The sequence below is a fragment of the Nonomuraea sp. NPDC050663 genome, from assembly GCF_044456985.1.
In the GTDB taxonomy this organism is placed as follows: domain Bacteria; phylum Actinomycetota; class Actinomycetes; order Streptosporangiales; family Streptosporangiaceae; genus Nonomuraea.
In genome coordinates, this window is the sequence record NZ_JBITGL010000001.1 from 619,738 (window position 1) to 645,031 (window position 25,294).

Consider the following 25,294-nt stretch of genomic DNA (forward strand, 5'->3'; position numbering starts at 1 on the left):
TCACGCACTCCCTCGCGACCGGGAGGAGACCTGCGCTTTGCCGGAACAGATGACCCGCGAGAGCACCACCACCGCCGCGGTGGTCCTGGCCACCACACCCGCCTGCCGGCTCGCCTGCGCCGACGGCACCCTTGTCGACCGGCTGAGCGGCCAGCTGGGCGAACTACCCGTCCGTGAGGTGCACATCGTGCCCTCGGGCGGCGGCCTGGCCGACGACCTGCGAGCCGTCGCCCACCTCGCCCGCCTGACCCACGGACCCGTCGTCGTGCTGCCCGCCGACATCGTCGCGCACACGGAATCGCTCGCGCTGCTGCTCGAGCACCCCTCGCACGACACCGCCGCCCTCGTCTCGCCCGACCGCCCGCCCGGGCCCCTGCACCCGCCCGTCCGGCTGCAGGGCGCGCGCGTCGCCGCCGCGGGCAGCTCCTTCCACACCGTCCCCGAGGCCAACGCGACCTTCCTGTCCGTGCTCCAGGTCGGCGAGGCCGACCTCGGCTGCCTGGCCGACATCTCCGACGAGCTCGCCGACCTCGTCAGCGCCGGACGCCTCGGCCCCGTCACCGCCATCGAAGCCACCGACCTGCTCCTCGTCGGCCTCGTCCGCTCTGGCGTCGGCGTACGCGCCGCCCAGATCGGGCCCCTGCACTGCGGGCGCGTCACCGGCCAGAGCGGCGTCGACTCCGCCGTCACCCGTCTCGCCGACGTCGACGAGGCCCGCGTACGGCTCGACACCGCCGTCAAGACCGACGACGGCTTCTTCGCCACCCACTTCGTCTCCAGCTGGACCAAGCCAGTCGTACGGCTCGCGGCCCGGCTCAAGCTGAAGCCCAACTCCGTCACCGGCATCTCGATCGGCCTCGCCGTCCTGGCCGCCGTGTGGTTCACCTACGGAGCGCGCTGGGCACAGGTGCTCGGCGGGGTGCTGTTCTACCTGTCGTTCGTGCTCGACTGCGTCGACGGGCAACTCGCGCGCTACACCCGCGAGTTCACCCCGCTCGGCGCGTGGGCCGACGGCATGGCCGACCGGTTCAAGGAATACCTCGTCTACGCCGGCCTGGCCATCGGCTACGCCGCCGGTCTGGGCAACCCCGACGGCATCTGGTACCTGGCAGTCGGCGCGATGATCCTCCAGGTCACCCGGCACACCGTCGACTTCTCCTTCTCCGGCGCCGTCTCCGACGCCGCCCGCGTCGGCGCCGCCTGGGCCCGGCCGCCCCGCTCCCTCATGGAACCCGCCGACCAGGGCCCCCACGGCATCCGGGCGCGCCTCGAACGCGACACGCTCACGCGGTGGCTCAAGAAGATGATCGTCCTGCCGATCGGCGAACGCACCGCGCTGATCGCCGTCACGGCCGCCGTCTTCAACGCCCGCGTGACCTTCCTGTCGCTGCTCGGCTGGGGGGCCGTGGCGCTGCTCTACCAGCTCATCGGGCGCATCGAGAGGGCCTCGACATGATCTCCGTGCACATGACGCCCATCCCGCGCAGCTCCGTCGTCGCCTACCGCGACGACGGGCCCATCTCGCGGGCCATGGGCTTCATGGTCGCCGGCCAACTGCCCCCGCTACCGCCGCTCGTCGTGGCGGCGTTCGTCATCGGCGTGCTGATGGTGATCGGGATCGCCGGGTCGAACGACTGGGCGGTGCTGGCGCTGGCGATGACCCTGCTGCTGGCCGGACCGGGGAGCTCGCACCCGCACGACGGGCGGTACGACTGGCTGGCGCCGCCGCTGCTGCGGGGGATCGAGTACATCTGCATCGCGGCGGTGGGGTTCGCGCACGAGGTGGGGCCGCTGTGGATCTTCGCGTTGCTGGGGGCTATGGCGTTTCACCACTATGACCTGGTTTATCGGATCAGGCAGAGGGTGTACCCGCCGCCCTGGTTGTCGACGTTCGGGCTGGGCTGGGACGGGCGGATGATCGCGGTCTCGCTGGGGGTCGTGGCGGGGTGGCCAACGGTGGGGTTTGGAGTGTTGGCGGCCTATTTGTGGGCGTTCTTCGGGTGGGAGAGCCTGACATGCTGGCTGGCCGCCCCTCGGGGGGAGCGGCAGGGGTAGGGCTTGGGTGGGGGATCACTGGTCTTGCCCCCCCTCGCCTCTCGCCTGCCTCGCCTCTCGCCTCGCCTCTCCTCTCGCCACGCCTCTTCTAGCTTCGGCTCCTCTAGCCCCGCCCTCTCTAGCCCTGCCTTTTGCCACGCCCCAAGCCTCGTCGCCGCGCGGAAGGTCTTCGCAAGCGGCGCTTCGCGCTGTGGACTCAGGCTGTTCTTCCAGTCGCGCCAGGTCGCGACCCCTGGTCGAGCTCGCTTCGCTCGCCCGTCTTGCCAAGGGCCCGGGCTTCGCCCGGGCAAACCATGGTGAGGCGGGCCAGACCGGCGTGGGTGATCACGGTGCCTAGACGAAATGAGGGACGGAGGCGAGGCCCTCGTCCGGGGTAACCGAGGGTTTCGCTAGCGCTGCCCATGAGAGCCCTTGGCGGTTCTGCCTCACGGGCTAGACGTCGAGGACCTCGGCCGTGGTTTCGGCGTTGAGGGCGCGTCGGATCCAGCGATCGAGTTGGGCGGAGTCCTGGGATGCCTCGATGTGAGCGCGTTGCTCGGGTGACACGATGAGGCCGCGGGCTTCGAGTGTGATGAGCAACGCCTCTGCCTTGCCCTCGGCCCTTCCGACCGCTCGGCCCTCTACTCGGCCCTCCGCTATGCCCTCGGTGCGGCCGATGCCCCGGTGTTCCTTGGCAAGATCGCTGTAGGCCGGGAGTTGGAACCTCGTCACTGGCCGGCGGAGGCGAGGACCTCGGCGGTGGTTGCGCCGGTGAGAGCGCGGCGGATCCAGTGGTCAAGTTGAGGCAGGTCCGTGCAGTCCTCGATGCGAGCGCGTTGTTCCGGCGATACGGTGAGGCCGCGAGCTTCGAGCGTGATGAGCAGCGCTTCGACCTTGCCCTCAACTCGCCCCTCTGCCTTGCCCTCGGTGCGGCCGATGCCCCGGTGTTCCTTCGCCATGTCGCTGTATGCGGGGATCTGGAGCTTCATTGTCGCCTCCATGCGCTGCCTGATTGTCCGGGTGGCCTTGGCTGCCGCGTGTTCATAGTAATACGCCGCGTAGTCGTGAGGGAGGTGTGCCATTCCTCGGCAGAATGCCTCCGCCACGTCGGGCCGGTCTCCGTGGGCGATTACCGACAGTACGAACAGGGCGGGGTCGTTCTCCATCACGGCCGGGTCGGTGATGGCGGGGATCTCGTCGGGGCCCACGAAGCAGATCTCCACCGACAAGGTCAGGCATCCCGACACCACTGTGACCTCGCGGTCGAACTTCTTGTAGTTGGGGTCGGGGGTGAAGAAGACGATGTGGATCGGCTTGCCGTAGTGGAGCCACAGCGTGGCCGCGTAGCGGATCGTCTGGTCCAGCTTGCCCTGGGTGATGCGGGTCTCGATCTCGCTGATGAGGGAGAAGCGGCGATCGTGGATGGGGCCGCCGACGAGCACGGTGTCGGCGTAGCAGGAAGTGGACACGCGGTCGTTGAGCTCGCCGTCGGCGGCCTGGACGGGGACGTCGGGGAGGGTGACGTGGCCGACAGTGCGTAGGAACCGGACGGCGAGCTCGGGATGTTCCCTGATCAGACTGTTGGCCGCATCGTGGGAGGGGGTGGGCATGCCGAATATGTTCGGGCTTGGCTACTTAGAGTGTCAACGTGATTTCGAAAATAGTGACGAGTTCTCGGTGGGTCAGTAGGGGAGGTAGTAGCTGAGGATGTCCGCGCTCAGCGGGGGGAAGAGCGTGTGGAAGAGCTCCTCGTCTCTCGCGTAGACGTCAGGGCGGAGGCGGGCCAGGCCTTCCATTCCCAGGGGGCCGAAGAGGAGTGCCGGCAGGTAGTCGGGGGCGACTCCCATGCCGCCCGCGGAGCCTGGGCTTTGCATGGCGCGGCCGGTGACGACTTCGCCCAGGCCGTTCTCCAGGATGGGCAGCCTGTAGTGCTTACCGAAGGTGGAGATCACGATCTGGTCGCGTTCCAGGCCGGCTGCGGTGAGGCGCTGCCACAGGACGGGGCGGAGGTGGTTGAGGAGTGTGGCGGGGTCGGGGATGCGGACGTAGTACTGGCTCGCCTGGGTGAGGGGCTCCGGTTGGAGGTGCCGCTGCCAGGTGGTGCCGGTGACCGTACCGGATCGGTGGACGACGCGGACGCCCGCGTGGGCTGCGGAGGCGGCGCGCAGGAGGTCGGCGGCCGCCGCCTCGTCGGCCGCGGTGGCCTCGGCGAGGAGGACTTCGCCGTCGTCGGGTGGGGTGATGCGGGCGCCGGCGACCACGGTGCCGGAGCGTTCGAGGACCCACAGGGTGCTGGAGTCGTGGGCCAGCAACCAGCGCCAGCGGGGCGCGGGGTGGGGCATGGCGACGTCGAAGCGGCCCTGGGCCGCCTCCTGCAGGGCGATCATGGCGGGGATGTCGGCGGGCTCCGCGGGGCGGAAGATCGCGGTGTCGGCGGCCTCCTCGGGGCGGAAGGTGGGCGAGTCGGCGGCCTCGGTAGTCACGATGCCCTGAGCGTCGCCCGCCTCAGGGAAGCCGCCCGGCGCGGTTCCATGGACCTCTCTCCGTACGGCAAGCGCCGGTGGGATGTCGATCGCGTACTCGTACCCGAACACCCGATAGAAGTACGGAATCCCGATCATCACCTGCACGACCTGCCCCCGGGCGGCAGACCGCTCGTGCGCCCACCCCATGAGCGCCCTGACCAGCCCCCGCCCCTCGTAGGCCCGGTCCGTGGCGACCAGTTCCACCTGCCCCGCGCCGAGCCGTACGGAGCCTACGCGGACGACCTCGTCGAGCAGCGTCGCCGTGGACACCACCCGGTCACCGTCGACGACGACGGCGCAGGCGTCCCAGCCGACGTCGGGGTCCTCGACCACGAGCCGGTGGTCGAGGGCGTCGGCGGCGTCGCCGCGTTCGGTGAGGAGGGCGGTGATCTGGTCGAGGTCGGAGGGCCGTCCGGGACGCAAGATCAGGCCGTCGCCCAGGGGAGTCTCAGTCACGGCGGAGTACTATCGCACCGCCCGGTGCGCCCGTCCATCGGATTTCGATTCGACCGATCAGGGCCGCCTGGCAACTAACCTATGGGCGTGGAGTTTCTCCACGAATGCAATATCGAGCGGCCGAAGGCCTCTCGAAGCCTTTGGACCCTCCGGGAGTTTACGTTGCTGGGAATGGTGCTGGCCGCTGGGGCCGGACGACGGCTGCGGCCCTACACCGACACGCTGCCCAAGGCGCTCGTGCCGGTCGACGGCGACACCACGATCATGGACATCTCCATCCGCAACCTGGCCGCGGTCGGCCTGCGGGAGATCGTCATCATCGTCGGCTACCAGGCCCAGGCGGTCCACGAGCGCAAGGACGGCTTCGAGAAGCGCTACGGCGTCAAGCTCGAGCTCGTCCACAACGACAAGGCCGAGGAGTGGAACAACGCGTACTCCCTGTGGTGCGCGCGCGACTACTTCTCGCAGGGCGCGCTGCTCGTCAACGGTGACACCGTGCACCCGGTGAGCGTCGAGGAGACGCTGCTGTCCGCTCCGGAGACCAGCGACATCCTGCTCGCGGTCGACAACGTGAAGAAGCTGGCCGACGAGGAGATGAAGGTCACGCTCGACGGCGGCGACCTCAAGCGGATCACCAAGCTGATGGATCCGGACGACGCGTACGGCGAGTACATCGGGGCGACGCTGATCCGGCCGGGTGCGGCCGAGCGGCTGGCCGACGCGCTGAAGACGACCTTCGAGGGCGACCCGCAGCTGTACTACGAGGACGGCTACCAGGTGATGGTCGACCGTGGCGAGAAGATCCACGTCGCGCCGATCGGCGACGTGAAGTGGGTCGAGGTGGACAACCACGACGACCTGGCCAAGGCGCGGCAGATCGCCGGCGGCTACGAGGCGGGCGCGTGACGCGCTTGCCGCAACCGGCCGACGCGCGCAACGAAGGCGCCACCGCCGCACCGGGCCGGGCTGGGTGTTCCCAGGGTGCCGGCGTCATGAGTCCGACCGAACTCCGCGACGCCGACGTCGCTTCCTGAGAGGGTGCGTAGATGCCGCTTCTCGCGAGGATGTTGCCCGCCCCCCTGACCATGGAAGTACGGCGGGGCGCGGTCGCGCAGCTCGGCGCGGTCCTGGCCGACAGCCGGGTGGCCACCTCGGGCAGGGTCGCCGTGGCGGTCGGCCCCGGCCAGGGCGATGTGATCGAGGGCCTGATCGCCCCCACCCTCGCCGAGGCGGAGGTGTTCCGCGTGGCCGACGGCTCGGTCGACGCCGCCGTCTCGCTCGGCGCGGATCTGCGCAAGGGCGCCTACGAGGTGGTCGTGGGCGTGGGCGGCGGTCGCACGATCGACGCCACGAAGTACGCCGCCTCGCTGGCGGGCATCCCGATGGTGGCGGTGGCGACGAACCTCTCGCACGACGGAATCTGCTCGCCGACGGCCTCGCTGACCTACGAGGGCGGCAAGGGCTCGTTCGGTGTGCCGATGCCGCTGGCGATCCTGGTCGACCTCGATTTCGTGCACAACGCGCCCGAGTCGCTGGTGCGTTCCGGCGTCGGCGACGTGGTCAGCAACCTGTCGGCGATCGAGGACTGGCAGCTGGGCAACGTCGAGCGCGGCGAGCCGATCGACGGCCTGGCCTGCTCGATGGCGCGCACGGCGGCCGAGGCGCTGGTAGGGCGGCGTGACTCGATCGAGTCCGACGCGTTCCTGACGGTGCTGGCCGAGTCGCTCATCCTGTCGGGCATGTCGATGGTGATCGCGGGGTCGTCGCGTCCTTCGAGTGGCGGTGACCATGAGATCCTTCATGCCGTGGATCAGCTTTTTCCCGGTACGTCCAATCATGGGGAGCTCGCCGGCATCGGCGCGGCCTTCTGTTTCTTCCTGCGGGAGGACCGGCAGCGCCTCGACCAGGTGAGCGACTGCCTGCGTCAGCACAAGCTGCCGCTGCTGCCGGATCACATCGGGCTGACCAACGAGCAGTTCACGCAGGCTGTGCTGTTCGCGCCTTCGACCCGTCCCGGCCGTTACACGATCCTCGAGCACCTGCGCCTGTCGGAGTCCGAGGTTCGGGATCGGGTGGAGGACTATGTCCGCACCGTCGGTAGCTGAGCTCCGCGCCGTCGCCCAGCCGGAGGGTCACCTCACGCGGCGCAACGGCGAGCACTGGGCGGGCGTCATGTACATGCGCCGCCTGTCGATCTACGTCACGTGGGTGCTAACCAAGACGTCGATCAGCCCCAACCAGGTCACCTGGATCATGACGTTCGCCGGCATCCTCGCCGGCGTCGTGCTGGCTTTCGACGGCCTGCTCGCCGCGATCGGCGCGTTCCTGCTGATCCAGGTCTACCTGCTGCTCGACTGCTCCGACGGCGAGCTGGCCCGCTGGACGGGCAAGACCTCGCTGGCGGGTGTCTACCTCGACCGGGTGGGCGCGTACTTCACCGAGGCGGCGCTGCTGATCGGCCTGGGCTGGCGGGCGTCGCAGACGCTGCCCGACTGGTACACCGTGCTCGGTTTCGCCGCCGCGCTGGGCGCGATCCTCATCAAGTCGGAGACCGACCTCGTCGACGTGGCCAGGGCGCGGGCGGGGCTGCCCGCCGCCACGGAGGCCAGCGCCGGCCAGATCAGGTCGGGGCTGCTGGCGCTGGGCCGGCGGGTCGTGGGTTCGACCAAGTTCCACCGGATCGTGCAGCCGGTCGAACTCTCAATACTCGCCCTGATCACGGCCGTGATCGATATGGTGGTCGGCAACCTGACTGCGACGCGAGTGCTGACCGTGGCCTGTGTGGTGGCCGCCGCGCTGCAGGTGGTGCTTCACCTGGTGAGCATTCTCGCATCGAGGCGGTTGAGATGATCTGGAACCGGCCGGGGGGACTGTCCGTCGTACTGATCGGACGCCCGCGGTTCGGTGGGGGTTCACTGGCGGTTCCGATACTCTTGTCGACATCAATACCAGGACATAGACAGACCAACAGACTCGGTGATCATGACAGAATGCCACGCCCGTGCTCTCGACGCGTCAAGGCGATGACCCGTTGAAGATCTCGTGCGTCGTCCTCACCATGGGAAACCGGGTCGCGGAGCTGAACCGGGCGGTCGAGTCCGCGCTGAACCAGATCGACGGCGACGTCGAGGTGGTGATCGTGGGCAATGGCGCCGACGTGCCCGAGGTGTCGGCTACGCCACCCGATGGCTCCTCGGCGACCGTCAAGACGGTCCGGCTTGAGGAGAACGTCGGCATTCCCGCCGGCCGTAACCGTGGTGTGGAAGAGTGCTCGGGCGATGTCGTGCTGTTCCTCGACGACGACGGCTGGTATGCCAACCAGAAGGTCGCCGCGCACGTGCGCGACCGGTTCGCGACCGAGCCCGACCTCGCGGTGCTGTCCTTCCGCGTCATGGATCCCGAGGGCACCGGCTCGCAGCGCCGCCACGTGCCGCGGCTGCGGGCGGGCGACCCCGAGCGTTCCTCGCCGGTGACCACGTTCCTCGGCGGCGCCTCTGCCGTACGGCGGAGCGCTTTCCTGCAGGTGGGCGGGTTGCCGGAGCGGTTCTTCTACGCCCATGAGGAGACCGACCTGGCCTGGCGGCTGCTGGGCGAGGGCTATCGCATCGAGTACGACGCCGAGACGGTGATGTACCACCCGTGGGTGCCGCCGACCAGGCACGACAACTTCTACCGGCTCAACGCGCGCAACCGCGTCTGGCTGGCCAGGCGTAACCTGCCGTGGCCGCTGGCGGCGCTCTACCTCATCGACTGGGTGGTGCTGACGCTCCTGCGCGAGCGTTCCGGCCAGGCGCTGAAGGCGTGGTTCGGCGGCTTCGTGGAAGGCCTGCGCACGCCGGCGGGCGAGCGCCGCCCGATGGCGTGGCGCACCGCGTGGCGCATGGTGAAACTGGGCCGCCCGCCCATCGTCTAGGCGCTCTCCCGTCCTCTAGGCGCCCTCCCAGACCGCGCCGTCCCAGACCGAGGCCTCGCCGAACTCCGCCGCGGCATGCCCCGTCACGCTGGTGAACAGCGCCCGCTTGGGCAGTCCGAGCTCGCTCAGCTCCTTGGCCACCGGATGGTTGCCCAGCCGGATCAGCGCCCCGCCCGGCCGTACCCTCGCCCCTGCGAAGGACGCCCTGGCGGGCACGCTGCGGGTCACCCCGTCCTGGTGGGTGTAGGCGGTCACGGGCAAGAGCCCGCTGCCGCCCGGCATGGGGACGCCGGGCCGCAGCAGCAGGTCGACCACCATGCGTCCGTCCTTGCGGACGATGCACCTCTTGTACGGTGAGGCGAGCCGCAGGTCGATCTCCGCCAGTTCCTTGGGGAAGCCCCAGATGTCGCGTCCCGCCGACAGGGTGAAGCCCTGGTCGACCGGCAGCCAGTGCACGAAGGCCCCGGCGTTCCTGATGTCGGACAGTCCGGGCGTGGCCTTCACGCCGGGTGGGCGGACCAGGAAGGTCACGCCGAACTCGTGGTAGGTGTCCAGGTCGCCGTCGCGGTAGTCGACGAAGACGAGCATGCAGATGGCCTTCCCGGGGAGGAACTCGGCCACGTCGAGGCCCGAGTAGGCCAGGACGGCGCGGGCGGAGTCGGCCCGTACGGCGTAGGCGGCTGTGCACACCGTCGCGTCGCGGATGCGCACCGGCATCTCGACGGTCCGGCCCTGGATCAGGTGCGATGCCATGCTTCAAGTACATCAACCGCGAGGCTCGGTGACCAGGAGAGTCCGGCGTATCTCTCCATCAGCCGCACGAAAGCCGGGGCGTGGTCGGGCCAGTCGTGGTGCAGCCGGGCCTCCACGTGGCCGCGGGCGCCGAGGGTGGCGCGCAGCCCGGGGTCTTCCTTGAGGTCCAGGACGGCCTGCAGGGCAGCCTCGACGTCGAGGGGCACGATCCGCCCGCAGCCGACGCGCTCGACGATCTCCTGCGGGGTGCTGATCACCGGGACGCCGCGCCCCATGTAGTCGAGGATCCTGGTCGGCAGTCCCTCGCCCCGGGTCAGCGACAGGCCCGCCAGCGCCCCCTCGGTCATCCTGAGGGCGTGTCGCAGCGGGACGTACCCGAACCAGTCCAGCAGCCCCTCCCGTTGCGCGTCGCGCAGCATGGGGCGCACAGCGGGGTCGGCCGCGCCGATGAGGTCGAGACGCACGCCGTGCGGCACCAGCCGCCTGGCCAGGCCGATGAGCTCGGCGACGCCGGAATCGGCCGACAGCCGGCCGAGGTGGACCACCCTGGTGTCACCCGGAGGCGGGGGAGACGGGGACACCAGGGTGGCCTCGGGAACGGAATCGGGACCGACCACGTGGTGGCGACGGTGCGCACGCGCGGCTGTGAGCCTGTTCAGGGGGCCGTCCGCCTGCCCGCGCACGTCCCAGACGACGGGAGGCCGCCGCAGCGGCAGGAGGCGCAGCAGGTCGATGTCGTGGGCGATGAGCAGGTCGGCGTCGCGGCAGCCGCGGCGAAGGGCGTGGCGGGCGGTGTTGAGACCGCCGCCCCGCCGTACGTCGATGGCCCGGACCTTGGCGGTCGGGGTCACGTTGTAGAAGGAGAAGGGGGCGACATAGGTCACCTCGTGGCCCGCTTCGAGCAACGCCCTGATCTGCCTGTGCCTGATCCGGGCGTCCTCGGGGTGGTGGACGATCGTGGCGACGCATACCCGCATAGGTCGATGCTGGGCTTTGTCCCCTTCGCTGGCGTTAATGCGGGCGGAACTACGGCTTAACTTCCGCTGGAGGGGGTGCGGTCGACGGGCGGCGGTAGAGCCAGGTCAGCCGCGGCTCGATGATCCACTTGAAGACCGTGCGCGTGATAGGCAGGCACAGCACGATGGCCAGGGCGAAGGCGCTGGTGGCGATCGCCATCGCGCCCAGCGGCCCGTGGAGCCACGGCAGGTCGAGCAGGCCGGTCTCCTTGGCGATGAGCACCGGGATGCCGTGGAGCAGGTAGCAGTAGAGCGTGCGGGTGCCCAGGTCGGTGTACCAGGTCTCGCTGCGCGGCACGAGCGCCAGGAAGGCGAAGCAGACGGCCAGCGAGGCGCCCAGGATCGCCAGGTGCTCCAGCAGGCCCATCCACCACGACAGGCCCATGTCCTTGTAGCTGTGCTTGAAGTAGAACGGCTTGAGCGAGAAACGCTTCAGCGAGATCAGCATCGCTACGCCGGCCGCGCCGAGCAGCGTGACCGCTGACAGGATCTTGATCCAGCGGCGGTTGAGCCGATCGAAGTGTTCCGGCTGCAGGGTCAGGCCGATGACGAAGAAGGGCATCAGGCCGAAGAAGCGGTCCATGCTGAACTCGCCGGAGATCTGCGAGAAGCCGGCGAACAGGTAGACGGCGATCGCCGCCGGGATCGGGAACTTCATACGCTTCCACACCGGTGTGGAAAGCCGCCAGAACAGCAGCGCGACCAGGTACCAGTTCAGCCAGGCCGGGTCGATGATCGTCAGGCTCCACTTCTGCCCGAGGGCGGTGCGGAGCGCGGCGTAGCCCACCTCGACGATCACGTAGGGCACGAGGAAGGTGTCGACCAGCTTGTTGGTCTTGGCGTTGGAGTTCCAGAAGTTTCTGGACAGGTAGCCGCTGATGATGACGAACAGCGGCATGTGGAAGGTGTAGATGAAGATGTAGAGCGACCTGGACGAGTCGGCGTTGAGTGTGGGCACCAGGGAGTGCCCCACGACCACCGTCGCGATCAGCAGGAACTTGACGTTGTCCAGGTACGGCTCGCGGCCGCGCTTGGGCGGTGGTGCTTCCTGCTGCTCGGGCTCGGATTCCGGCTGGGGCTCCTGCCACTTGGTCCACAGATCCTGGTCGTCGGGGCGAGCCGACGGCGCTGGGACCGCTGGAGAGTGTCGGGTGTCAGTCACGGAGGAAGACGCTCTTTCGGGGGATCAGCAGAACGGGCCTCCCTTTCAGGAGACCCGATCTAGCGTATCGTCCGGCCTTGACTCCCACTTGCCCAAGGCTTGTTTCCACAGAAACCTTGCAGCTCAGGCACACACGTTCTTCTGGTCGGCGGTGACGGTGTTGGCCTGGACGGCCTTGCTGGTGGTGGTCGGCACCCGCACGCCCTGGTAGTCGGCTCCGATGATCACCTGGACGATCGGGCCCTCCTTGACCTGGCCGGTCGCCTCGGGGGCCGTCACGCCCGCGCTGGGCGTGTAGGGGTTCAGGGTGGCGGGCTTGACCTTGGTCGCCTCGGCGGGCTTGGTGCCGCTCAGCTTGGCCGCGGCCAGCTGGGCGTAGGGGGCGTCGGCCTCGGACTTGGCGGAGTAGAGCACCTTGGTCTTCTCGGCCTGGTCCTTGGTGTTGCCGATGCCGACCACCTTGAAGCCCCACTTGGTCAGCTCGTCGGCCACTCGCTGCGCCTCGCCCTGACGGTCGGAGCCGTTGAGCACCTGGACGCGCACCTCCTGCGGCTTGACCGTGACCTTGGGCGCCGTGGCGGCGGGGCTCGGCTCGACCTCGATGTCCTGGGCGATCTGCTTGAACAGCTCGTTGGCCTCCGGCTGCTGCCACTGCACCCGGTTGGGGTCGGCCGGGTAGGCCACCACGGGCACCTTGATGAACTTGACCCCGCTGGCGCTCAGCGACTTGGCGCTGGCGGCGATGTCGAGCAGGGTCTGCGGGTCGTTGGCGAGCTCGGGGTTCATGGTGACCGACTTGCCCGCCACCTTGATCAGTTCGAGCAGCTTGCCCGGGTCGGACAGCAGGCCCTCCTGGGTCACCTTCTTCACCATGTTGCTGAGGAGCTGCTGCTGGCGGGTGATGCGCTGCAGGTCGCTGCCGTCGCCGTAGTGGCGCAGGCGCATGACGGCCAGCGCCTGGTTGCCGGTGAGCAGGTGGTTGCCCGCGGTGATGTTGAGCTTGGAGTTCCTGTCCTGGACGGGCTGCTTGAAGCAGAACGACACGCCGCCCATGGCGTCGATGATGCTCTTGAAGCCGGTGAAGTCGACCTCGACGAAGTGGTCGACCGCGATGCCGGTGAGCACCTGGATCGTCTCGATCGTGCAGGTGATGCCGCCGGTGTTGTAGGCGGAGTTGATCATGTCGGTGCGGCCCGCCTGGATGCTGCCGTTCTCCGCCTTGCACTGCGGGATCGGCACCATCGAGTCGCGGGGGAGGCTGAGCACCTGCACCTTGTCGCGAGCCGGGGAGATGTGCATCAGCAGGATCGTGTCGGTGCGCTTGCCGCCCGCGTCGGCCTGGCGCGACAGGGCCCTGCCGTACTTGGCGTTGTCGCCCTCGCGGGTGTCGGAGCCGACGATCAGCACGTTGAGCGCGCCGGTCTGGTTCACCGGCGCCTTGTTGATCAGGTCTTTCTTGAAGTCCTTGGTGCTCACCGAGCCGAACGCGTCGCGGTAGAGCCAGTAGGCCGTGAGCGAGGTGCCCACCATGACCACGGTGAGCACGATGCTCACCCAGGCGAGGACCCGCATCTTGCCGGGGCCTTCCGGCTGCTTGGCGCGGCGCCCGCGCGGCGGCAGGTCGTCGGGGGGCGGCGGAGCGGAGGCACGGTGGGAACGGCCCGGCTGGGTGGGCGCCACGCGGCGATCCTGAACGGACACGCCTCGATAGTCACTCATACAACCATTCCTCTGCGCACACGGCCCTCCTCGTCCGAAGATCGCCAGGCCGCTTACGCTGGCTCGGTCGCTCGGTCATCCGCGCCATGAGAGTAAGTCACCCGTGGCGCGCCCGTCGCCATGATCGAAGGAAATCGACCGTGACCCAGGCGTGATGTATCCGCCAGAGAGCATACTCAGACTCGGACATTTCGTGGAATAAAGACGTGAAAAGCTTTACGGATCGCGACGAATCGCCACCGCGGCGGCCAGGCACGCAAGAGGTACGGCCGGCAGGACGTAGCGGTAGTCGAACTCGGCCACGGCGGGCGGAGTCGCCAGCAACGCCCACGCGGTCGTCCAAGGCAGGAGCCAACGGGCAGGCTGGGAGCTTCTGACCTGCCGGAACTTCCGCGTCACGGCCATCGCCGGGGGGACGAGGAGGATCAGGAGGAGGACCGTGCCCGGCAACCTCACGATTTCCTGATAATTCCGCATCCATCCGGCATACGGTTCGACGATCCGCGTCGAGATGTCGCCCTGCTCGTACTCCCGGGCGAAGTCGGCCCCCACCACGGCCGCATGCCTCGTCGGCGCCGGAGGCGGGGTGACGGGGAAGCGGTAGTAGCCGTAGATCTCGGCGTCGGGATAGACCGGGCGGCCCCACGTGAACGACCTGACCAGCTCGCCGCCGACCGACGCCAGGTAGTCGAGGGGCTGGGTGCGGATGGCCAGCAGCGCGAAGCGCATCGCCAGTGCCTCGTTCTCCCTGGTGAAGGTCTCGCCCGGCAGCTTGACCAGGGGAGCATCGGGCGACCAGACGTACTCCTGCGAGGGCGGGCGCTCGCCGGCCGGCCTCGGGTCGCAGAGCACAGCCAGGTCGGGCGGCGGCCGCATCCTCTCGCAGTCGGCGAAGGACATCGTGCGGGCGTACAGGAAGACGCCGTTGGCGCCCACGATGCCCAGCCGCTGGTAGGTGGAGTAGAACCAGGCCCCGTAGGCGAACACCGGGACCAGCGCCGCCGCCAGCAGGACGGCGGCCTTCCTCGGCCGCCTGCGCAGCACCATCCACGCGGCCAGGACCACGATCAGGGGCAGCCCCACCGTCCTGGTCAGCGTCGCCGCCGCCAGCAGCAGGCCGATCGCCACCGCCGGGGGATCGTCCCTCATCGCCAGCACCACGGCGGCGACCACCAAGGCCATGAACAGGGTGTCGGAGACCAGGAGGTGCTCGAGCTCGATCTGGTAGGCGTCGAGCAGCACGGGGGCCGCCGCCAGCGTGGCCGCCCAGCGCGGGCCCTTGCGCGAGGCCGCCCAGTAGACGAGCACGCCCACGGCCAAGCCCAGCAGGTGCTGGATCCCGGCGACGACGGCGAAGCTGTGGAAGGGCTCCAGCAGCTTCATGAACATCGAGTAGCCCGCCGGGCGCACCAGGTCGGGGCGGGGGCGCATGACGGTCACGACGTAGGTGTAGGAGTCGGGGAACCACAGGGCCGGCCGGTAGCCCAGCATCGTGATCACCCGCAGGACGGTGGCGACGGCCAGGAGCGCCGCGAACCACGGATGCCGCCGTGTCGCACCGGCGGCGCGCCCCCACACCCTGGACATCGCGCCCGAGAGACCGGTGGCGCCTTCCCGCACCCCGGAAACCGCGCCCGCGAGGCCACCCCGCACCCCGCTCACCTCCCGCACGTCCACCGTCCCCGGTACGCTACCGGCCCCCGGCACCAGCCAGGGCGTCGCCGGGCGCGTCGGCGCGGGCATTGGATACGCTCGCGATCACCGATGGCGATCCCGCGCTCCACCCCACGCCCGTCGGCGGGCCGCGTGCTCGCCGTGGCCTCCGCGCTGCCCGCGCTCCTGCTCGCGGGCTGGATCCTGGCCGGACTGCCGCTGCTGCTCTTGGGCGTCTTCCGCCCGCTGCCCGCCGTCCTGCTCGCCGTACCTGTCACGGCAGCCCTGTGCTGGGCGGGGCTGCGCCGGACGGGCGCCGCGCTCGAAGCCACCGCCCGGCAGGTCGCCGCGGTCTTCGCGGTCGCCGCCGCGTCGGGAGTCTTCAACGCCGTCCTCCACAGCGAGCAGCTGATCGTCCGCCGCGACCCGGCGACCTACGCGCAGTACGCCATCTGGATCGCCGGGCACGGCTCCCTGCCGATCCCCTTCCAGGAGGCGGCCTTCGGCGGCCCCGACCCCGCCCTGGTCTTCGGCAGCGTCGGCTTCTTCGAGCAGCCGGAGGGCGTGGTGCCGCAGTTCATGCCCGGCTCGCCGCTGCTGCTGGCGCTGGGCGAGTGGCTCGACGTGCTGCTGCTCACCCCGGCCCTGATGGGGGCGCTGGCCGTCGTGGTCGTCGCCGGGCTGACCGCGCGCCTGGCCGGGGCACGCTGGGCCGCGCTTGCCGGGCTGGCGTTCGCGGTCGCGATGCCGATCCTCTACACCTCGCGCACCACCTTCAGCGAGATCCCGTCGCTGGTCCTGCTGTTCGGCGGGATGATCCTGCTCCACGAGGCCCTGTCCGCCAGGCCGCGCGCGCTGGTGGCGGGGCTGGCCGGGCTGGTGTTCGGCTGCGCGGTCCTGGTCAGGATCGACGGCCTGCGCGACGTGCTCCCCGTGCTGGCCTTCGCGGGGCTGCTGATCGCCCTGTCACGGGTGCGGAAGGCGCGGGCCCAGGGGCCTTCGGAAGGGCTCCAGGAAGGGCTCGGCCGCTCCGGCGTCGCCCTCCTGCTCGGCCTGGCCGCCGGTGTCGCCCTCGCCTTCCTGGTCGCCTACCTCCTAGCCCGCCCCTACCTGACCTATCTGTCCCGCTCGGTCGTCCCCCTGCTGGCCATCTGCGCCGCCGTCCTCCTCCTCACCGCCCTCGGCGCCCTCCTCGCGCCCAGGCTCGCGCGCCTCCGGCTGCCGGGGCGCCTGCCCGACCTCGCCGCCGCCCTGGTCGGCTTCTTGATGCTCGGCCTCGCCGTACGCCCCTGGCTGCAGACCGTGCGGCGCACGCCGGTCACCGAAGAGGACCGGCTCACCTACGAGTTCCTCAAGCGCCTCGACGGCGACGGCACCCGCCTCTACTTCGAGGACTCCCTGTGGTGGGTGATCTGGTACATCGGCCCGGTCACCGTGGTCCTGGCGACCCTCGCCGCGGCCCTGCTCGTGCGCCGCCTGCTGCGTTCCGAGGGCAGGTGGCAGGAGTGGCTGCTGCCGCTGGCCCTCATCGGCTGGACCACCGTCACCACCTTGCTCCGCCCCGAGATCACCCCCGACCAGCCGTGGGCCTCCCGCCGCCTGGTGCCCGTCGTCCTGCCCGGCCTGATCCTGCTGGGCGCGTGGGGCCTGGCCTGGCTGCGCGGCCGCACCTCCCGCTCCTGGCCGATCGTGGTCACGGCGGTCCTGGTGGTCCTGCCCGGCGCCGTGGTCTCGATCGGCACCGCCTTCACCCCCATCGAGCGCGGCGAGCAGGCGGCCGTGGAGTCGATGTGCGCGCGCATCCCCGCCGGCGCCTCGGTGCTGATCGTCGAGCGGGTGACGGGCGACCGGCTCACCCAGGTCGTGCGCGGCCAGTGCGGCGTCCCCACCGCCCAGGTCCGCCGGCCCGAGGGCGCCGACACCCCGCAGGAGGCGGAGGTGCGGCGCCTGATCGACCGGGTCAGGGCGGCCGGCCGGGTGCCGGTGGTGCTGGGCGCGGAGGAGGCGCAGGTCTCGGCGTTCGGTACGGCGGAGCAGGTGATGGCCCTGGTGACGCGGCAGGACGAACGCTCGCTGACGTCGCCGCCGAACGGCACGTGGGGGCTGACGATCAACGTGTGGATGGGGCGTCCGGGGTAAAGGTGTAGTACGGCCCGATCCTGGAGTAGTGCACTCGGCCCTATCCGGGGCAGGGTAGCCTCAAGCCCCGTGAGCAGCACTGGACCCGCCGTGGATGAAGCGCCGTACGTAACGATTGTCCTGCCGTGCTACAACGAGCAGGATCACGTGATCGACGAGGTCGACCGCATCTGCGCGGCGATGGACTCCAGCGGCTACACCTACGAGCTGGTCGCCGTCGACGACTGCTCCACCGACTCCACCCTGGCCCGCCTGCAGGAGGCGGTCTCGCGCTACCCGAACATGCGCATCCGCGCCTTCCACCGCAACGGCGGCTCGGGTACGGTGCGGCGCATCGGCACGCAGGAGGCGCGCGGCGAGATCGTCGTGTGGACCGACGCCGACATGACCTACCCGAACGAGCGCATCCCCGAGCTGGTCCAGCTCCTGGAGAAGGACATCACCATCGACCAGGTGGTCGGGGCGCGCACCTCGGAGGAGGGCTCGCACAAGATGTTGCGGGTCCCGGCCAAGTGGGTGATCAGGAAGGTCGCCGAGCGCCTGGCGAGCCAGAAGATCCCCGACCTCAACTCCGGTCTGCGTGCCTTCCGCAAGAGCGTGGCCAGGCCCTATCTGCGGCTGCTGCCTCCCGGCTTCTCCTGCGTCACGACGATCACGCTGTCGTTCCTGATGAACCAGCACGACATCTACTACCTGCCGATCGACTACGCCAAGCGGGCGGGCAAGTCGAAGTTCAGCTTCATCTCCGACGCCTACCGCTACATCCTGCAGGTGCTGCGGATGATCATGTACTTCAACCCGCTCAAGGTGCTGATGCCGCTGGCGTTGTGGCTGGTGGGCATCGGGCTGGCCAAGGCCGTCTACGACAACGTCAAGACGCCGTTCTACCTGGCCAACAACACCATCATGATCTTCATGTCGGGTCTGATCATCGCGGCGGTGGCCCTGCTGGCCGACCTGATTGTGCGGTCCAGAGGCGAATGAGGATCGCGATCGTCGGCCCGACCTACCCCTACAAGGGCGGCGGGGCCCAGCACACCACGGAGCTGGCGCGCCGGCTCGCGCAGCAGGGCCATGACGTGGTCATCGAGTCGTGGCGGGCGCAGTACCCGAAGTTCCTCTACCCGGGCCAGCAGACGATCAGCGATCCGGAGGGCGTGCCCTACCACCGCACCAGGCGCGACCTCGACTGGCGCAACCCGTTCGGATGGGTGGCGTGCGGGCGGCGGCTGCGGCGCGCCGACCTGGTGATCCTGGCGGTGCTGAGCCCCGTGCAGGTGCCCGCCTACCTGGGCATCCTGGCCGGGATCGGCGGGCGCACCAAGACGATCGCGTTGTGCCACAACGTGCTGCCGCACGAGCGCAAGCCGTACGACAAGCCGCTGATGAAGGCCCTGCTGAAGAGGGTCGACGCGGTCCTGGCGCATTCCGAGCAGCAGGCCGACCTGGCCAGGGAGCTGACCGCCGAGCCGGTGAGCGTGGCGGCTATGGCGCCGCACCTGCCATCGACGACGGGCGAGCGCAACCAGGAGGTGCACCGGCGGCTGCTGTTCTTCGGCATCGTCCGGCCGTACAAGGGCCTCGACCTGCTGCTGAGGGCGTTGCCGTCCGACGTCTCGCTCACGGTGGCGGGGGAGTTCTGGGGCGGGCTCGACGACACCAAGCGGCTGATCGAGGAACTGGGCAACGGCGAGCGCGTCGAGCTGCGGCCGGGCTACGTGGCCGCCGACGACGTGCCGGCGTTGTTCGCGCGGGCCGACGCGCTCGTGCTGCCCTACCGCAGCGCCACGGCCAGCCAGAACGTCTGGCTCGGACACGAGCACGGGGTCCCGGTGATCGCGACGCGGGTGGGCGCGCTGGCCGACCACGTGACCGACGGCGTCGACGGCCTGCTGGTCAAGCCCGACGACGTCGCCGACCTGCGCGCGACGATCGAGCGGTTCTACGAGCCGGGCGTGCCGGAGCTGCTGCGGTCGGGCGTCAAGGCGGTCGACCCCGAGCCGTTCTGGTCGTCGTACGTCGAGGTGCTGCTCGACCTCTGACGGCCGAGCACGAAGAAGTAGAGCGCGGCCATGATCAGCTCGGAGAGCGTGAAGATCAGCCGCGAGACGATACCGATGGCCAGCGCGGCGGGCACGCCGATGAGCGGCCCGATCGCGGCCACCAGGGCCCCCTCGCGCACACCGATGCCCGAGGGGATGAAGAAGGCCAGCAGCCCGGTCGCCCACGCGAAGGCGAAGGCGCCGGTCGACAGCGGGTAGGCGCCGCCGCCGAGCAGGTAGACGTGCAGGCCCCAGCAGGCCCAGCCCAGTGTGGTCCAGCCGACTGCGACCAGCAGGGCCCTGCCCGGCAGGACACTTTCCAGCGGCTCCTTGCGGGCCAGCCGCAGGGCCAGGTTGAGCCCCCACGTCAGCACACGCGGATGCAGGCAGACGATGATCACCGGGATCAGCAGCATGAGCCAGCGCGCCCCGGCGAACGCCTGCTGGGCGGTGGCCGCCGCGATCGTCAGCGCCACGCCCAGGTTGATCACGAGCCCGAGCGAGATGACCGCGAAGGTGCGGCGGGGCGGGCTGCCGTGCTTGGTGGCCAGCTCCATCATCGCCGCGTAGGCCCACACGGTGCCGGGGATGTACTTGCCCAACTGCCCGACGAACATGATGCGCCCGGCGACGCCGACCCGCATCGGCGTGCCGAGCCCGGCCATGACGCGACGCCAGGCCAGCAGCATGCACTGCTGACCGGCGAGCACGGCGCCGAGCGCCGCCACGACGGACCAGACCGACATGTCGGCCAGGGCCTTGCTGGTGGCGTCCCAGTTCGTGGCCACGCCCCACCCGAGGAAGGCCAGGGCGACCAGCGCGAGCAGGACCCTGACCCACGGAGAGGTGCGCAGCCGGGTGAGCATCCGCACAGCCTAACCCTGTGATCTCAGGTAGAGCCAGGCTCCGGCCCCGATGACGGCCAGCGCCGCCAGCACCGCGAAGGCGATCTTGACGGCGCTGTAGGGCCGGTCGCCGTCGACCTCGCCGCTCATGCCGTTGATCAGCACCTGGTAGGTCGTGCCGCCGAACAGGTAGCAGCCGATCCACACCGGGAGTAAGAGCAGCTTGAAGTAGCGGCCGGAGTAGCCGGTCGTGACCGAGTGCACCCGTTGCACGTCGCCGCCGATGTCGTGCCGCACGTCCTGCTCGATGACCTCGGCCATCTCCTGCTTGGCCAGCTCCAGCCCGGCCTGCGGCTCGATGTCGTAGCGCAGGCTGTGGTGCCCGGTGACGAAGCGGGTGTCGAAGGCGGCGGCCCGCTCCAGCGGCCACGGCTCCAGCTTGTCGAGCCGTTCCTTGGTGGCGTGGGTGGTCGCGGGCACGAGCACGTCGTCGAAGGCGCGCGAGACGGTGCCGCTGGCGGGGTACCAGCGGGTCTTGCGCACTTGCCGGGTGCGGCTCTTGCCCTCGGAGTCGGTGTAGCTCTCGTTCTCCCAGTAGTGCTCGCCGCGCTGCCCGGTGTAGTCGGAGACGGTGTGGGCGTCGAAGGTCCAGTGCGGCAGGTAGGTCGACTTCATCGACTCGGCCTCGGTGACCTTCTTGAGCCGGTTCGGGGCGAACCAGCGGGTGCGCACCCACGAGCGCAGCGCGTCGCGGGCGCCCGCGCGGTCCAGCGCGAACGGCAGCACCGCCTCCGGCGCGATCTGGTCGCCCGAGCCGACGTCGGCGATCAGCGGCCCGCCGCAGAACTGGCAGAGCTTGGAGATCGCGTCGCTCTCGGTGCGCGCCTTGCAGCCGGGGCAGACCAGCCGGTTGGGCGCGAGCGCCTGGACCCGCGGCTTGGCCAGGAACTCGTCGTAGGAGTGCTCGGCGATCGTGCGCTCGGGCGGCTCGATCTGCTGCTCGTGGCCGCAGTAGGGGCAGCGCAGCAGCGTGGTGCCCGGCGCGAACTCCACGCCGGCGCCGCAGCCGTCACAGGGGGACATCATGCTCCAGGCAGTGGGGGCGGGGTGAGCCCGAGCTCGGGCACCTGGCTCGCGGGCAGCCACTGGGGCATGCCGGCCTTCCAGACGAGGGTGTCGGGGGTGAGCGCCGGCAGGGCGTCGCGGGTGAACGGCCCGAGCTGCTGCCCGTCGCGGCCGACGAACCACTGCTCCTGGGGGAGCGCGGGAGGACGGTTGACCATCTGCTGGGCGGCGGCGATGCCCATGCCGAGTCCGACGCCCTCGCTCACCGCGCCGGCCGTGCCCAGGGCATTGGCCGTCTGGTACTGGGTGTAGCGGCCCAGGTCGCCGAGCACGCCCATCGAGGCCCGCTTGTCGAGGGCGGCCTCCACCTCGGGCGGGAAGGTGACGTTGGCGATGAAGAGCGCGGGAACGCTGACGCCCACGTCCGCGAGCTGCTCGTCGACCGTACGGCCCAGCAGCTCGCCCAGCTCGCTCTGCCGTACGGCCAGGTCGAGCGCGGGCACCCCGGCGAGGGTCGCGGCGATGCGGCTGACGATCTGGCCGCGCAGGAAGCCCTCGACCTCCTCGGTGCGGAACCGGGCGTCGGTGCCGGCCAGCTCGGCGAGGAACGTCGCCGGGTCGGTGACGCGGGCGGAGTAGGAGCCGAAAGCGCGCAGCCGTACCGGGCCGAACTCCGGGTCGCGCACCATGATCGGGTTCTGGGTGCCCCACTTGAGGTCGGTGAACTGCCGGGTGCTGACGAAGTAGACCTCGGCCTTGAAGGGCGAGTCGAAGCCGTGCTTCCAGCCCTGGAGCGTCGACAGGATCGGCAGGTTCCGGGTGGCCAGGGTGTGCGTGCCGGGCGGGAAGACGTCGGCGACGCGGCCCTCGTTGACGAAGACGGCCGTCTGCGATTCGCGTACGACGAGCCGGGCGCCGTTCTTGATCTCGTTGTCGTGGCGGGGGAAGCGCCACACGATCGTGTCGCGGCTGTCGTCGAGCCACTCGATGATGTCGATGAACTCGCCGCGGATGCTGTCCCAAAGTCCCACTAAATCCCCCTTTGTCGTGAGACCGGAAAGCCTAGTGCTCCTGGATTGATGACGGATTGACACACCCGCACGGGTACTGTGGGGCAGCGTGGCAAGGCAAAAGCAGCTGGAGTACTCCGAGTTCCAAGGCGCGATGCTCGACGAGGGCAAACGCCGCAGGAAGGCCGCCAAGATCATCGCGGTGCTGGAGCACTTCCGCGGGCCGCTCGGAGGGCTGACCGTCGGCGACGTCGGCTGCTCGGCGGGATTCATCGCCGACGAGCTGTCCAAGGTCGCCGGCCACACCTTCGGCGTCGACATCGACGTGCCCGGCCTGCGCAAGGCCGCCGACCGCTTCGGCGCCACCGTGGCGTTCGTCTGCGGCGACGGCACCGCCCTGCCCTTCCCCGACAACTCGGTCGACGTGCTGGTCTTCAACCACATCTACGAGCACGTCGTCGACCCCGACGCCGTCGTGGCCGACATGCACCGGGTGCTCAAGGACGACGGCGTGCTCTACCTCGGACTGGGCAACAAACTCGGCATCATGGAGCCCCACTACAAGCTGCCGTTCCTGTCGTACCTTCCCGAGAAGGCCGCCGACCGCTACGTGCGGGCCTTCGGCCGGGCCGACCACTACTACGAGCGCTTCCGCACCCGGCGCGGGCTGCGCCGCATGCTGCGCGCCTTCCACGTGTGGGACTACACCTTCCCCGTGCTGGCCACCCCGCAGAGCTTCGCCGGGGGCGAGCTGTTCCCCGGCGCCGCCGGCAGGGCGGCGCAGGCCGTGCTGGCCCGCGCGCCCCGAGCGGCGCTGCGGCTGGTCCTGCCCCTGGTGCCCACCTACATCTGGGTGGCCACCAAGCGCCCGGCGCGCCCCGCGGGAGCCGCGCTGCCCCAGCCTCCGCAGCCGCTGTGAAGAAGATCGTCAGGATCGCCTTCCTGGCGATCGCCCTGGGATTCGGCGCGTGGGCGATCTACCGGCAGTGGGACGAGGTCGTCGCGGGCTTCGCACGGCTGTCGTGGCCGATGGTGGCGCTGTCGCTGGTCGCGGTGGTGGCCGCGCTGCTCGGCGCCATGCTCACCTGGCGCAGCCTCCTGAACGACCTCGGCTCCCGCCTGTCGTTCCGCGACGGCGCGAAGGTCTTCTTCGTGGGGCAGCTGGGCAAGTACATCCCCGGCGCGCTCTGGCCGGTCATCGCGCAGATGGAGATGGGCAAGGACCTGGGCGTGCCGCGCTCGCGCAGCGCCGCCGCCTTCTTCCTGATGATGCCCATCCAGCTCGCGACGGGCCTGCTCGTCACCCTGGCGACGCTCGGCTGGAGCAGCTACGGCTGGGTGCTGCTGGCCATCCCGGTGCTGCTGGTGCTGCTGGAGCCGAAGGTGATCAACCGGGTGATCTCCCTCGTGCTGCGCAAGCTCAAGCGCGAGCCGCTGGAGCACCCCCTGTCGCGCAAGGGCATGCTGACCGCGCTCGGCTGGGCGCTGACGGGCTGGCTGGCGTACGGCCTGCACCTGTACTTCATCGTGGGCAGCGACCCGATCTTCTGCATCGGCGCCTTCGCCCTGTCGTGGTGTCTCGGGATCCTCACCTTCGTCGTACCCGCCGGGGCGGGAGTGCGCGAGGTCGCCATGGTCGCCGTGCTCGCGCCGCTGCTCCCGCAGGGTGACGCCATCGCCGTGGCACTGGTCTCGCGCATCGTCATCATCGCCGGAGACGCCCTGTGCGCCGGGCTCGCGGGACTCACCGCCAAGCGCGCGGGTGTGTGATGCATGCCACAAGCGGGCGCCGCGGATTAGGGTAAAGGGGATGCAAGGTCTTGAGGGGAGAGATCTGCGTGATGCCTCGGGTGCTCATCGACGCGGCAGCGGTCCCCGCCGACCGCGGTGCTCTGATCCGATACGTCGACGGCCTGATAGGAGCGCTCCACCGGGCCGGCGCCGACCTGATCATCGTCTGCCAGCGCGCGGACGCCGACCGTTACTCCCGGCTCGCTCCTTCGGCGAGGGTGATCCCCGGACCGCCGTCGATCACCAACCGCTCCACCAGGCTCACCTGGGAGCAGACCAGCCTGCCCGTGCTCGCCCAGCAGGCGGGCGCCCAGGTGATCCACGCGCCCTACTACTCCATGCCCATGCGCTCGGGACTCCCGACCGTGGTCACCGTGCACGACGTGACGTGGTTCACCGACCCGAGCAGGCACGGCCTGGAGAAGGCCTCCTACATCCGCTCGGCCACCCGCACCGCCGCGCGCCGCGCCAACCGGGTGATCGTGCCCTCCAAGGCCACCCGCGACGAGCTCATCCGCGTCCTGGCCGCCGACCCCACCCGCATCGACGTCGCCTACCACGGCGTCGACCAGGCGATCTTCCATCCTCCCTCGGAGGCGGAGATCAAGCGGGCCACCAACCGCTGCGGCCTGCACGGCCGGCCGTACGTGGCCTTCCTCGGCGCGCTGGAGCCGCGTAAGAACGTTCCCAACCTGATCCGCGGATTCGCCATGGCGGTCGAGGGCATGATCGACCCGCCCGCGCTGGTGATCGGCGGAGGCGTGCACGAGGAGGACGTCGACGCCGCCTGCCGCGAGCTGGCCGCGACGGTCCGCGTCGTACGGCCCGGCTACCTGTCGAACGGCGAGATCTGCGGCTTCCTCGGCGGCGCCCAGGTGGTGGCCTTCCCGTCGATGGGCGAGGGCTTCGGCCTGCCGGTCCTGGAGGCGATGGCCTGCGGCGCCCCCGTGCTCACCACCCACCGCACCTCCCTGCCCGAGGTCGGCGGTGACGCGGTCGCCTACACAGAACCCGACGCCGCGGCCATCTCCGTGGCGTTGCGCCAGTTGCTCGACTCCCCGGAACGCCGGGCCCAGCTGAGCACGGCGGGCCTGGCCAGAGCGCGCGAGTTCACCTGGGACGTTTCGGCCGAAGCACATCTCGGCGCTTATCTACGCGCCGTCGAATAGAC

The 25,294-nt window shown here is 70.0% G+C and carries 22 protein-coding genes; 12 read left to right on the top strand and 10 right to left on the bottom strand.

Features of this window, described 5'->3' with window-relative positions:
* Window positions 1-37: 37 nt before the first annotated feature.
* Both ACIBH1_RS03065 and ACIBH1_RS03070 read left to right on the top strand, forming a co-directional pair.
* Window positions 38-1,456: a CDP-alcohol phosphatidyltransferase family protein gene (locus ACIBH1_RS03065; protein WP_397311877.1), complete on the top strand. Its 1,419-nt coding sequence runs from the start codon at window positions 38-40 to the stop codon at window positions 1,454-1,456.
* Window positions 1,453-2,055: a DUF5941 domain-containing protein gene (locus tag ACIBH1_RS03070; RefSeq protein WP_397311878.1), complete on the top strand. Its 603-nt coding sequence runs from the start codon at window positions 1,453-1,455 to the stop codon at window positions 2,053-2,055. Before ACIBH1_RS03065 ends, ACIBH1_RS03070 begins: the two co-directional genes overlap by 4 nt.
* 707 nt (window positions 2,056-2,762) lie before the next feature.
* Here the strand turns inward: ACIBH1_RS03070 and ACIBH1_RS03075 are convergent.
* The gene (locus ACIBH1_RS03075) at window positions 2,763-3,644 is read right to left on the bottom strand and encodes a hypothetical protein (protein ID WP_397311879.1); all 882 of its coding nucleotides are present in this window, start codon (window positions 3,642-3,644) and stop codon (window positions 2,763-2,765) included.
* 72 nt (window positions 3,645-3,716) lie between these two features.
* On the bottom strand, window positions 3,717-5,015 hold the full coding sequence (locus ACIBH1_RS03080; protein ID WP_397311880.1) for a GNAT family N-acetyltransferase: 1,299 nt from the start codon (window positions 5,013-5,015) through the stop codon (window positions 3,717-3,719).
* Between the two features lie 162 nt (window positions 5,016-5,177).
* Here ACIBH1_RS03080 and ACIBH1_RS03085 point away from each other — a divergent pair, with 162 nt between their 5' ends.
* The 4 genes from ACIBH1_RS03085 (at window position 5,178) to ACIBH1_RS03100 (ending at window position 8,928) form a co-directional block, all read left to right on the top strand.
* Window positions 5,178-5,921, top strand: coding sequence for a sugar phosphate nucleotidyltransferase (locus tag ACIBH1_RS03085; RefSeq protein ID WP_397311881.1), 744 nt, complete (start codon window positions 5,178-5,180; stop codon window positions 5,919-5,921).
* A gap of 140 nt (window positions 5,922-6,061) precedes the next feature.
* The gene (locus ACIBH1_RS03090) at window positions 6,062-7,120 is read left to right on the top strand and encodes an iron-containing alcohol dehydrogenase family protein (protein WP_397311882.1); all 1,059 of its coding nucleotides are present in this window, start codon (window positions 6,062-6,064) and stop codon (window positions 7,118-7,120) included.
* Entirely contained in the window at window positions 7,098-7,865 is a 768-nt protein-coding gene (locus ACIBH1_RS03095; protein ID WP_397311883.1) for a CDP-alcohol phosphatidyltransferase family protein, read from the top strand. The genes ACIBH1_RS03090 and ACIBH1_RS03095 overlap by 23 nt, the downstream gene beginning before the upstream one ends.
* Before the next feature lie 181 nt (window positions 7,866-8,046).
* On the top strand, window positions 8,047-8,928 hold the full coding sequence (locus ACIBH1_RS03100; protein WP_397311884.1) for a glycosyltransferase family 2 protein: 882 nt from the start codon (window positions 8,047-8,049) through the stop codon (window positions 8,926-8,928).
* A 15-nt stretch (window positions 8,929-8,943) separates the two neighbouring features.
* Here ACIBH1_RS03100 and ACIBH1_RS03105 read toward each other — a convergent pair whose 3' ends face one another.
* The 5 genes from ACIBH1_RS03105 to ACIBH1_RS03125 all read right to left on the bottom strand — a co-directional run bounded on the left by ACIBH1_RS03105 (window position 8,944) and on the right by ACIBH1_RS03125 (window position 15,255).
* Window positions 8,944-9,681: an acetoacetate decarboxylase family protein gene (locus ACIBH1_RS03105; protein ID WP_397311885.1), complete on the bottom strand. Its 738-nt coding sequence runs from the start codon at window positions 9,679-9,681 to the stop codon at window positions 8,944-8,946.
* Complete coding sequence (locus ACIBH1_RS03110; protein WP_397311886.1) at window positions 9,666-10,658, bottom strand: glycosyltransferase family 4 protein; 993 nt, start codon at window positions 10,656-10,658, stop codon at window positions 9,666-9,668. The genes ACIBH1_RS03105 and ACIBH1_RS03110 overlap by 16 nt, the downstream gene beginning before the upstream one ends.
* Before the next feature lie 49 nt (window positions 10,659-10,707).
* Window positions 10,708-11,859, bottom strand: coding sequence for an acyltransferase family protein (locus tag ACIBH1_RS03115; protein ID WP_397311887.1), 1,152 nt, complete (start codon window positions 11,857-11,859; stop codon window positions 10,708-10,710).
* A 123-nt stretch (window positions 11,860-11,982) separates the two neighbouring features.
* On the bottom strand, window positions 11,983-13,560 hold the full coding sequence (locus ACIBH1_RS03120) for an LCP family protein (protein WP_397311888.1): 1,578 nt from the start codon (window positions 13,558-13,560) through the stop codon (window positions 11,983-11,985).
* A 234-nt stretch (window positions 13,561-13,794) separates the two neighbouring features.
* Window positions 13,795-15,255, bottom strand: a complete 1,461-nt coding sequence (locus ACIBH1_RS03125; RefSeq protein WP_397311889.1) for a hypothetical protein — start codon at window positions 15,253-15,255, stop codon at window positions 13,795-13,797.
* Between the two features lie 87 nt (window positions 15,256-15,342).
* Here ACIBH1_RS03125 and ACIBH1_RS03130 point away from each other — a divergent pair, with 87 nt between their 5' ends.
* From ACIBH1_RS03130 to ACIBH1_RS03140, 3 genes are all read left to right on the top strand, one after another.
* The gene (locus ACIBH1_RS03130) at window positions 15,343-17,370 is read left to right on the top strand and encodes a hypothetical protein (RefSeq protein WP_397311890.1); all 2,028 of its coding nucleotides are present in this window, start codon (window positions 15,343-15,345) and stop codon (window positions 17,368-17,370) included.
* 69 nt (window positions 17,371-17,439) lie between these two features.
* Window positions 17,440-18,354 carry a glycosyltransferase family 2 protein gene (locus ACIBH1_RS03135; protein WP_397311891.1) on the top strand — a complete coding sequence of 305 codons (915 nt, stop codon included), beginning with the start codon at window positions 17,440-17,442 and terminating at the stop codon, window positions 18,352-18,354.
* The gene (locus tag ACIBH1_RS03140) at window positions 18,351-19,412 is read left to right on the top strand and encodes a glycosyltransferase family 4 protein (protein WP_397311893.1); all 1,062 of its coding nucleotides are present in this window, start codon (window positions 18,351-18,353) and stop codon (window positions 19,410-19,412) included. Before ACIBH1_RS03135 ends, ACIBH1_RS03140 begins: the two co-directional genes overlap by 4 nt.
* Here ACIBH1_RS03140 and ACIBH1_RS03145 read toward each other — a convergent pair.
* The 3 genes from ACIBH1_RS03145 to ACIBH1_RS03155 are packed head-to-tail and all read right to left on the bottom strand — an operon-like array spanning window position 19,313 to window position 22,353.
* The gene (locus ACIBH1_RS03145; protein WP_397311894.1) at window positions 19,313-20,278 is read right to left on the bottom strand and encodes a YbhN family protein; all 966 of its coding nucleotides are present in this window, start codon (window positions 20,276-20,278) and stop codon (window positions 19,313-19,315) included. The genes ACIBH1_RS03140 and ACIBH1_RS03145 overlap by 100 nt on opposite strands.
* Window positions 20,279-20,287: 9 nt before the next feature.
* Complete coding sequence (locus ACIBH1_RS03150; protein WP_397311895.1) at window positions 20,288-21,343, bottom strand: hypothetical protein; 1,056 nt, start codon at window positions 21,341-21,343, stop codon at window positions 20,288-20,290.
* On the bottom strand, window positions 21,340-22,353 hold the full coding sequence (locus tag ACIBH1_RS03155) for an SPFH domain-containing protein (protein WP_397311896.1): 1,014 nt from the start codon (window positions 22,351-22,353) through the stop codon (window positions 21,340-21,342). The genes ACIBH1_RS03150 and ACIBH1_RS03155 overlap by 4 nt, the downstream gene beginning before the upstream one ends.
* 88 nt (window positions 22,354-22,441) lie before the next feature.
* Between ACIBH1_RS03155 and ACIBH1_RS03160 the strand changes: the two genes are divergently transcribed.
* The 3 genes from ACIBH1_RS03160 to ACIBH1_RS03170 all read left to right on the top strand — a co-directional run bounded on the left by ACIBH1_RS03160 (window position 22,442) and on the right by ACIBH1_RS03170 (window position 25,292).
* Window positions 22,442-23,251 (top strand): methyltransferase domain-containing protein, encoded by an 810-nt coding sequence (locus tag ACIBH1_RS03160; protein WP_397311897.1) that lies wholly within the window; start codon window positions 22,442-22,444, stop codon window positions 23,249-23,251.
* Entirely contained in the window at window positions 23,248-24,102 is an 855-nt protein-coding gene (locus ACIBH1_RS03165; protein WP_397311898.1) for a YbhN family protein, read from the top strand. The genes ACIBH1_RS03160 and ACIBH1_RS03165 overlap by 4 nt, the downstream gene beginning before the upstream one ends.
* A gap of 71 nt (window positions 24,103-24,173) precedes the next feature.
* Complete coding sequence (locus ACIBH1_RS03170) at window positions 24,174-25,292, top strand: glycosyltransferase family 4 protein (RefSeq protein WP_397312184.1); 1,119 nt, start codon at window positions 24,174-24,176, stop codon at window positions 25,290-25,292.
* Window positions 25,293-25,294 lie beyond the last annotated feature (2 nt).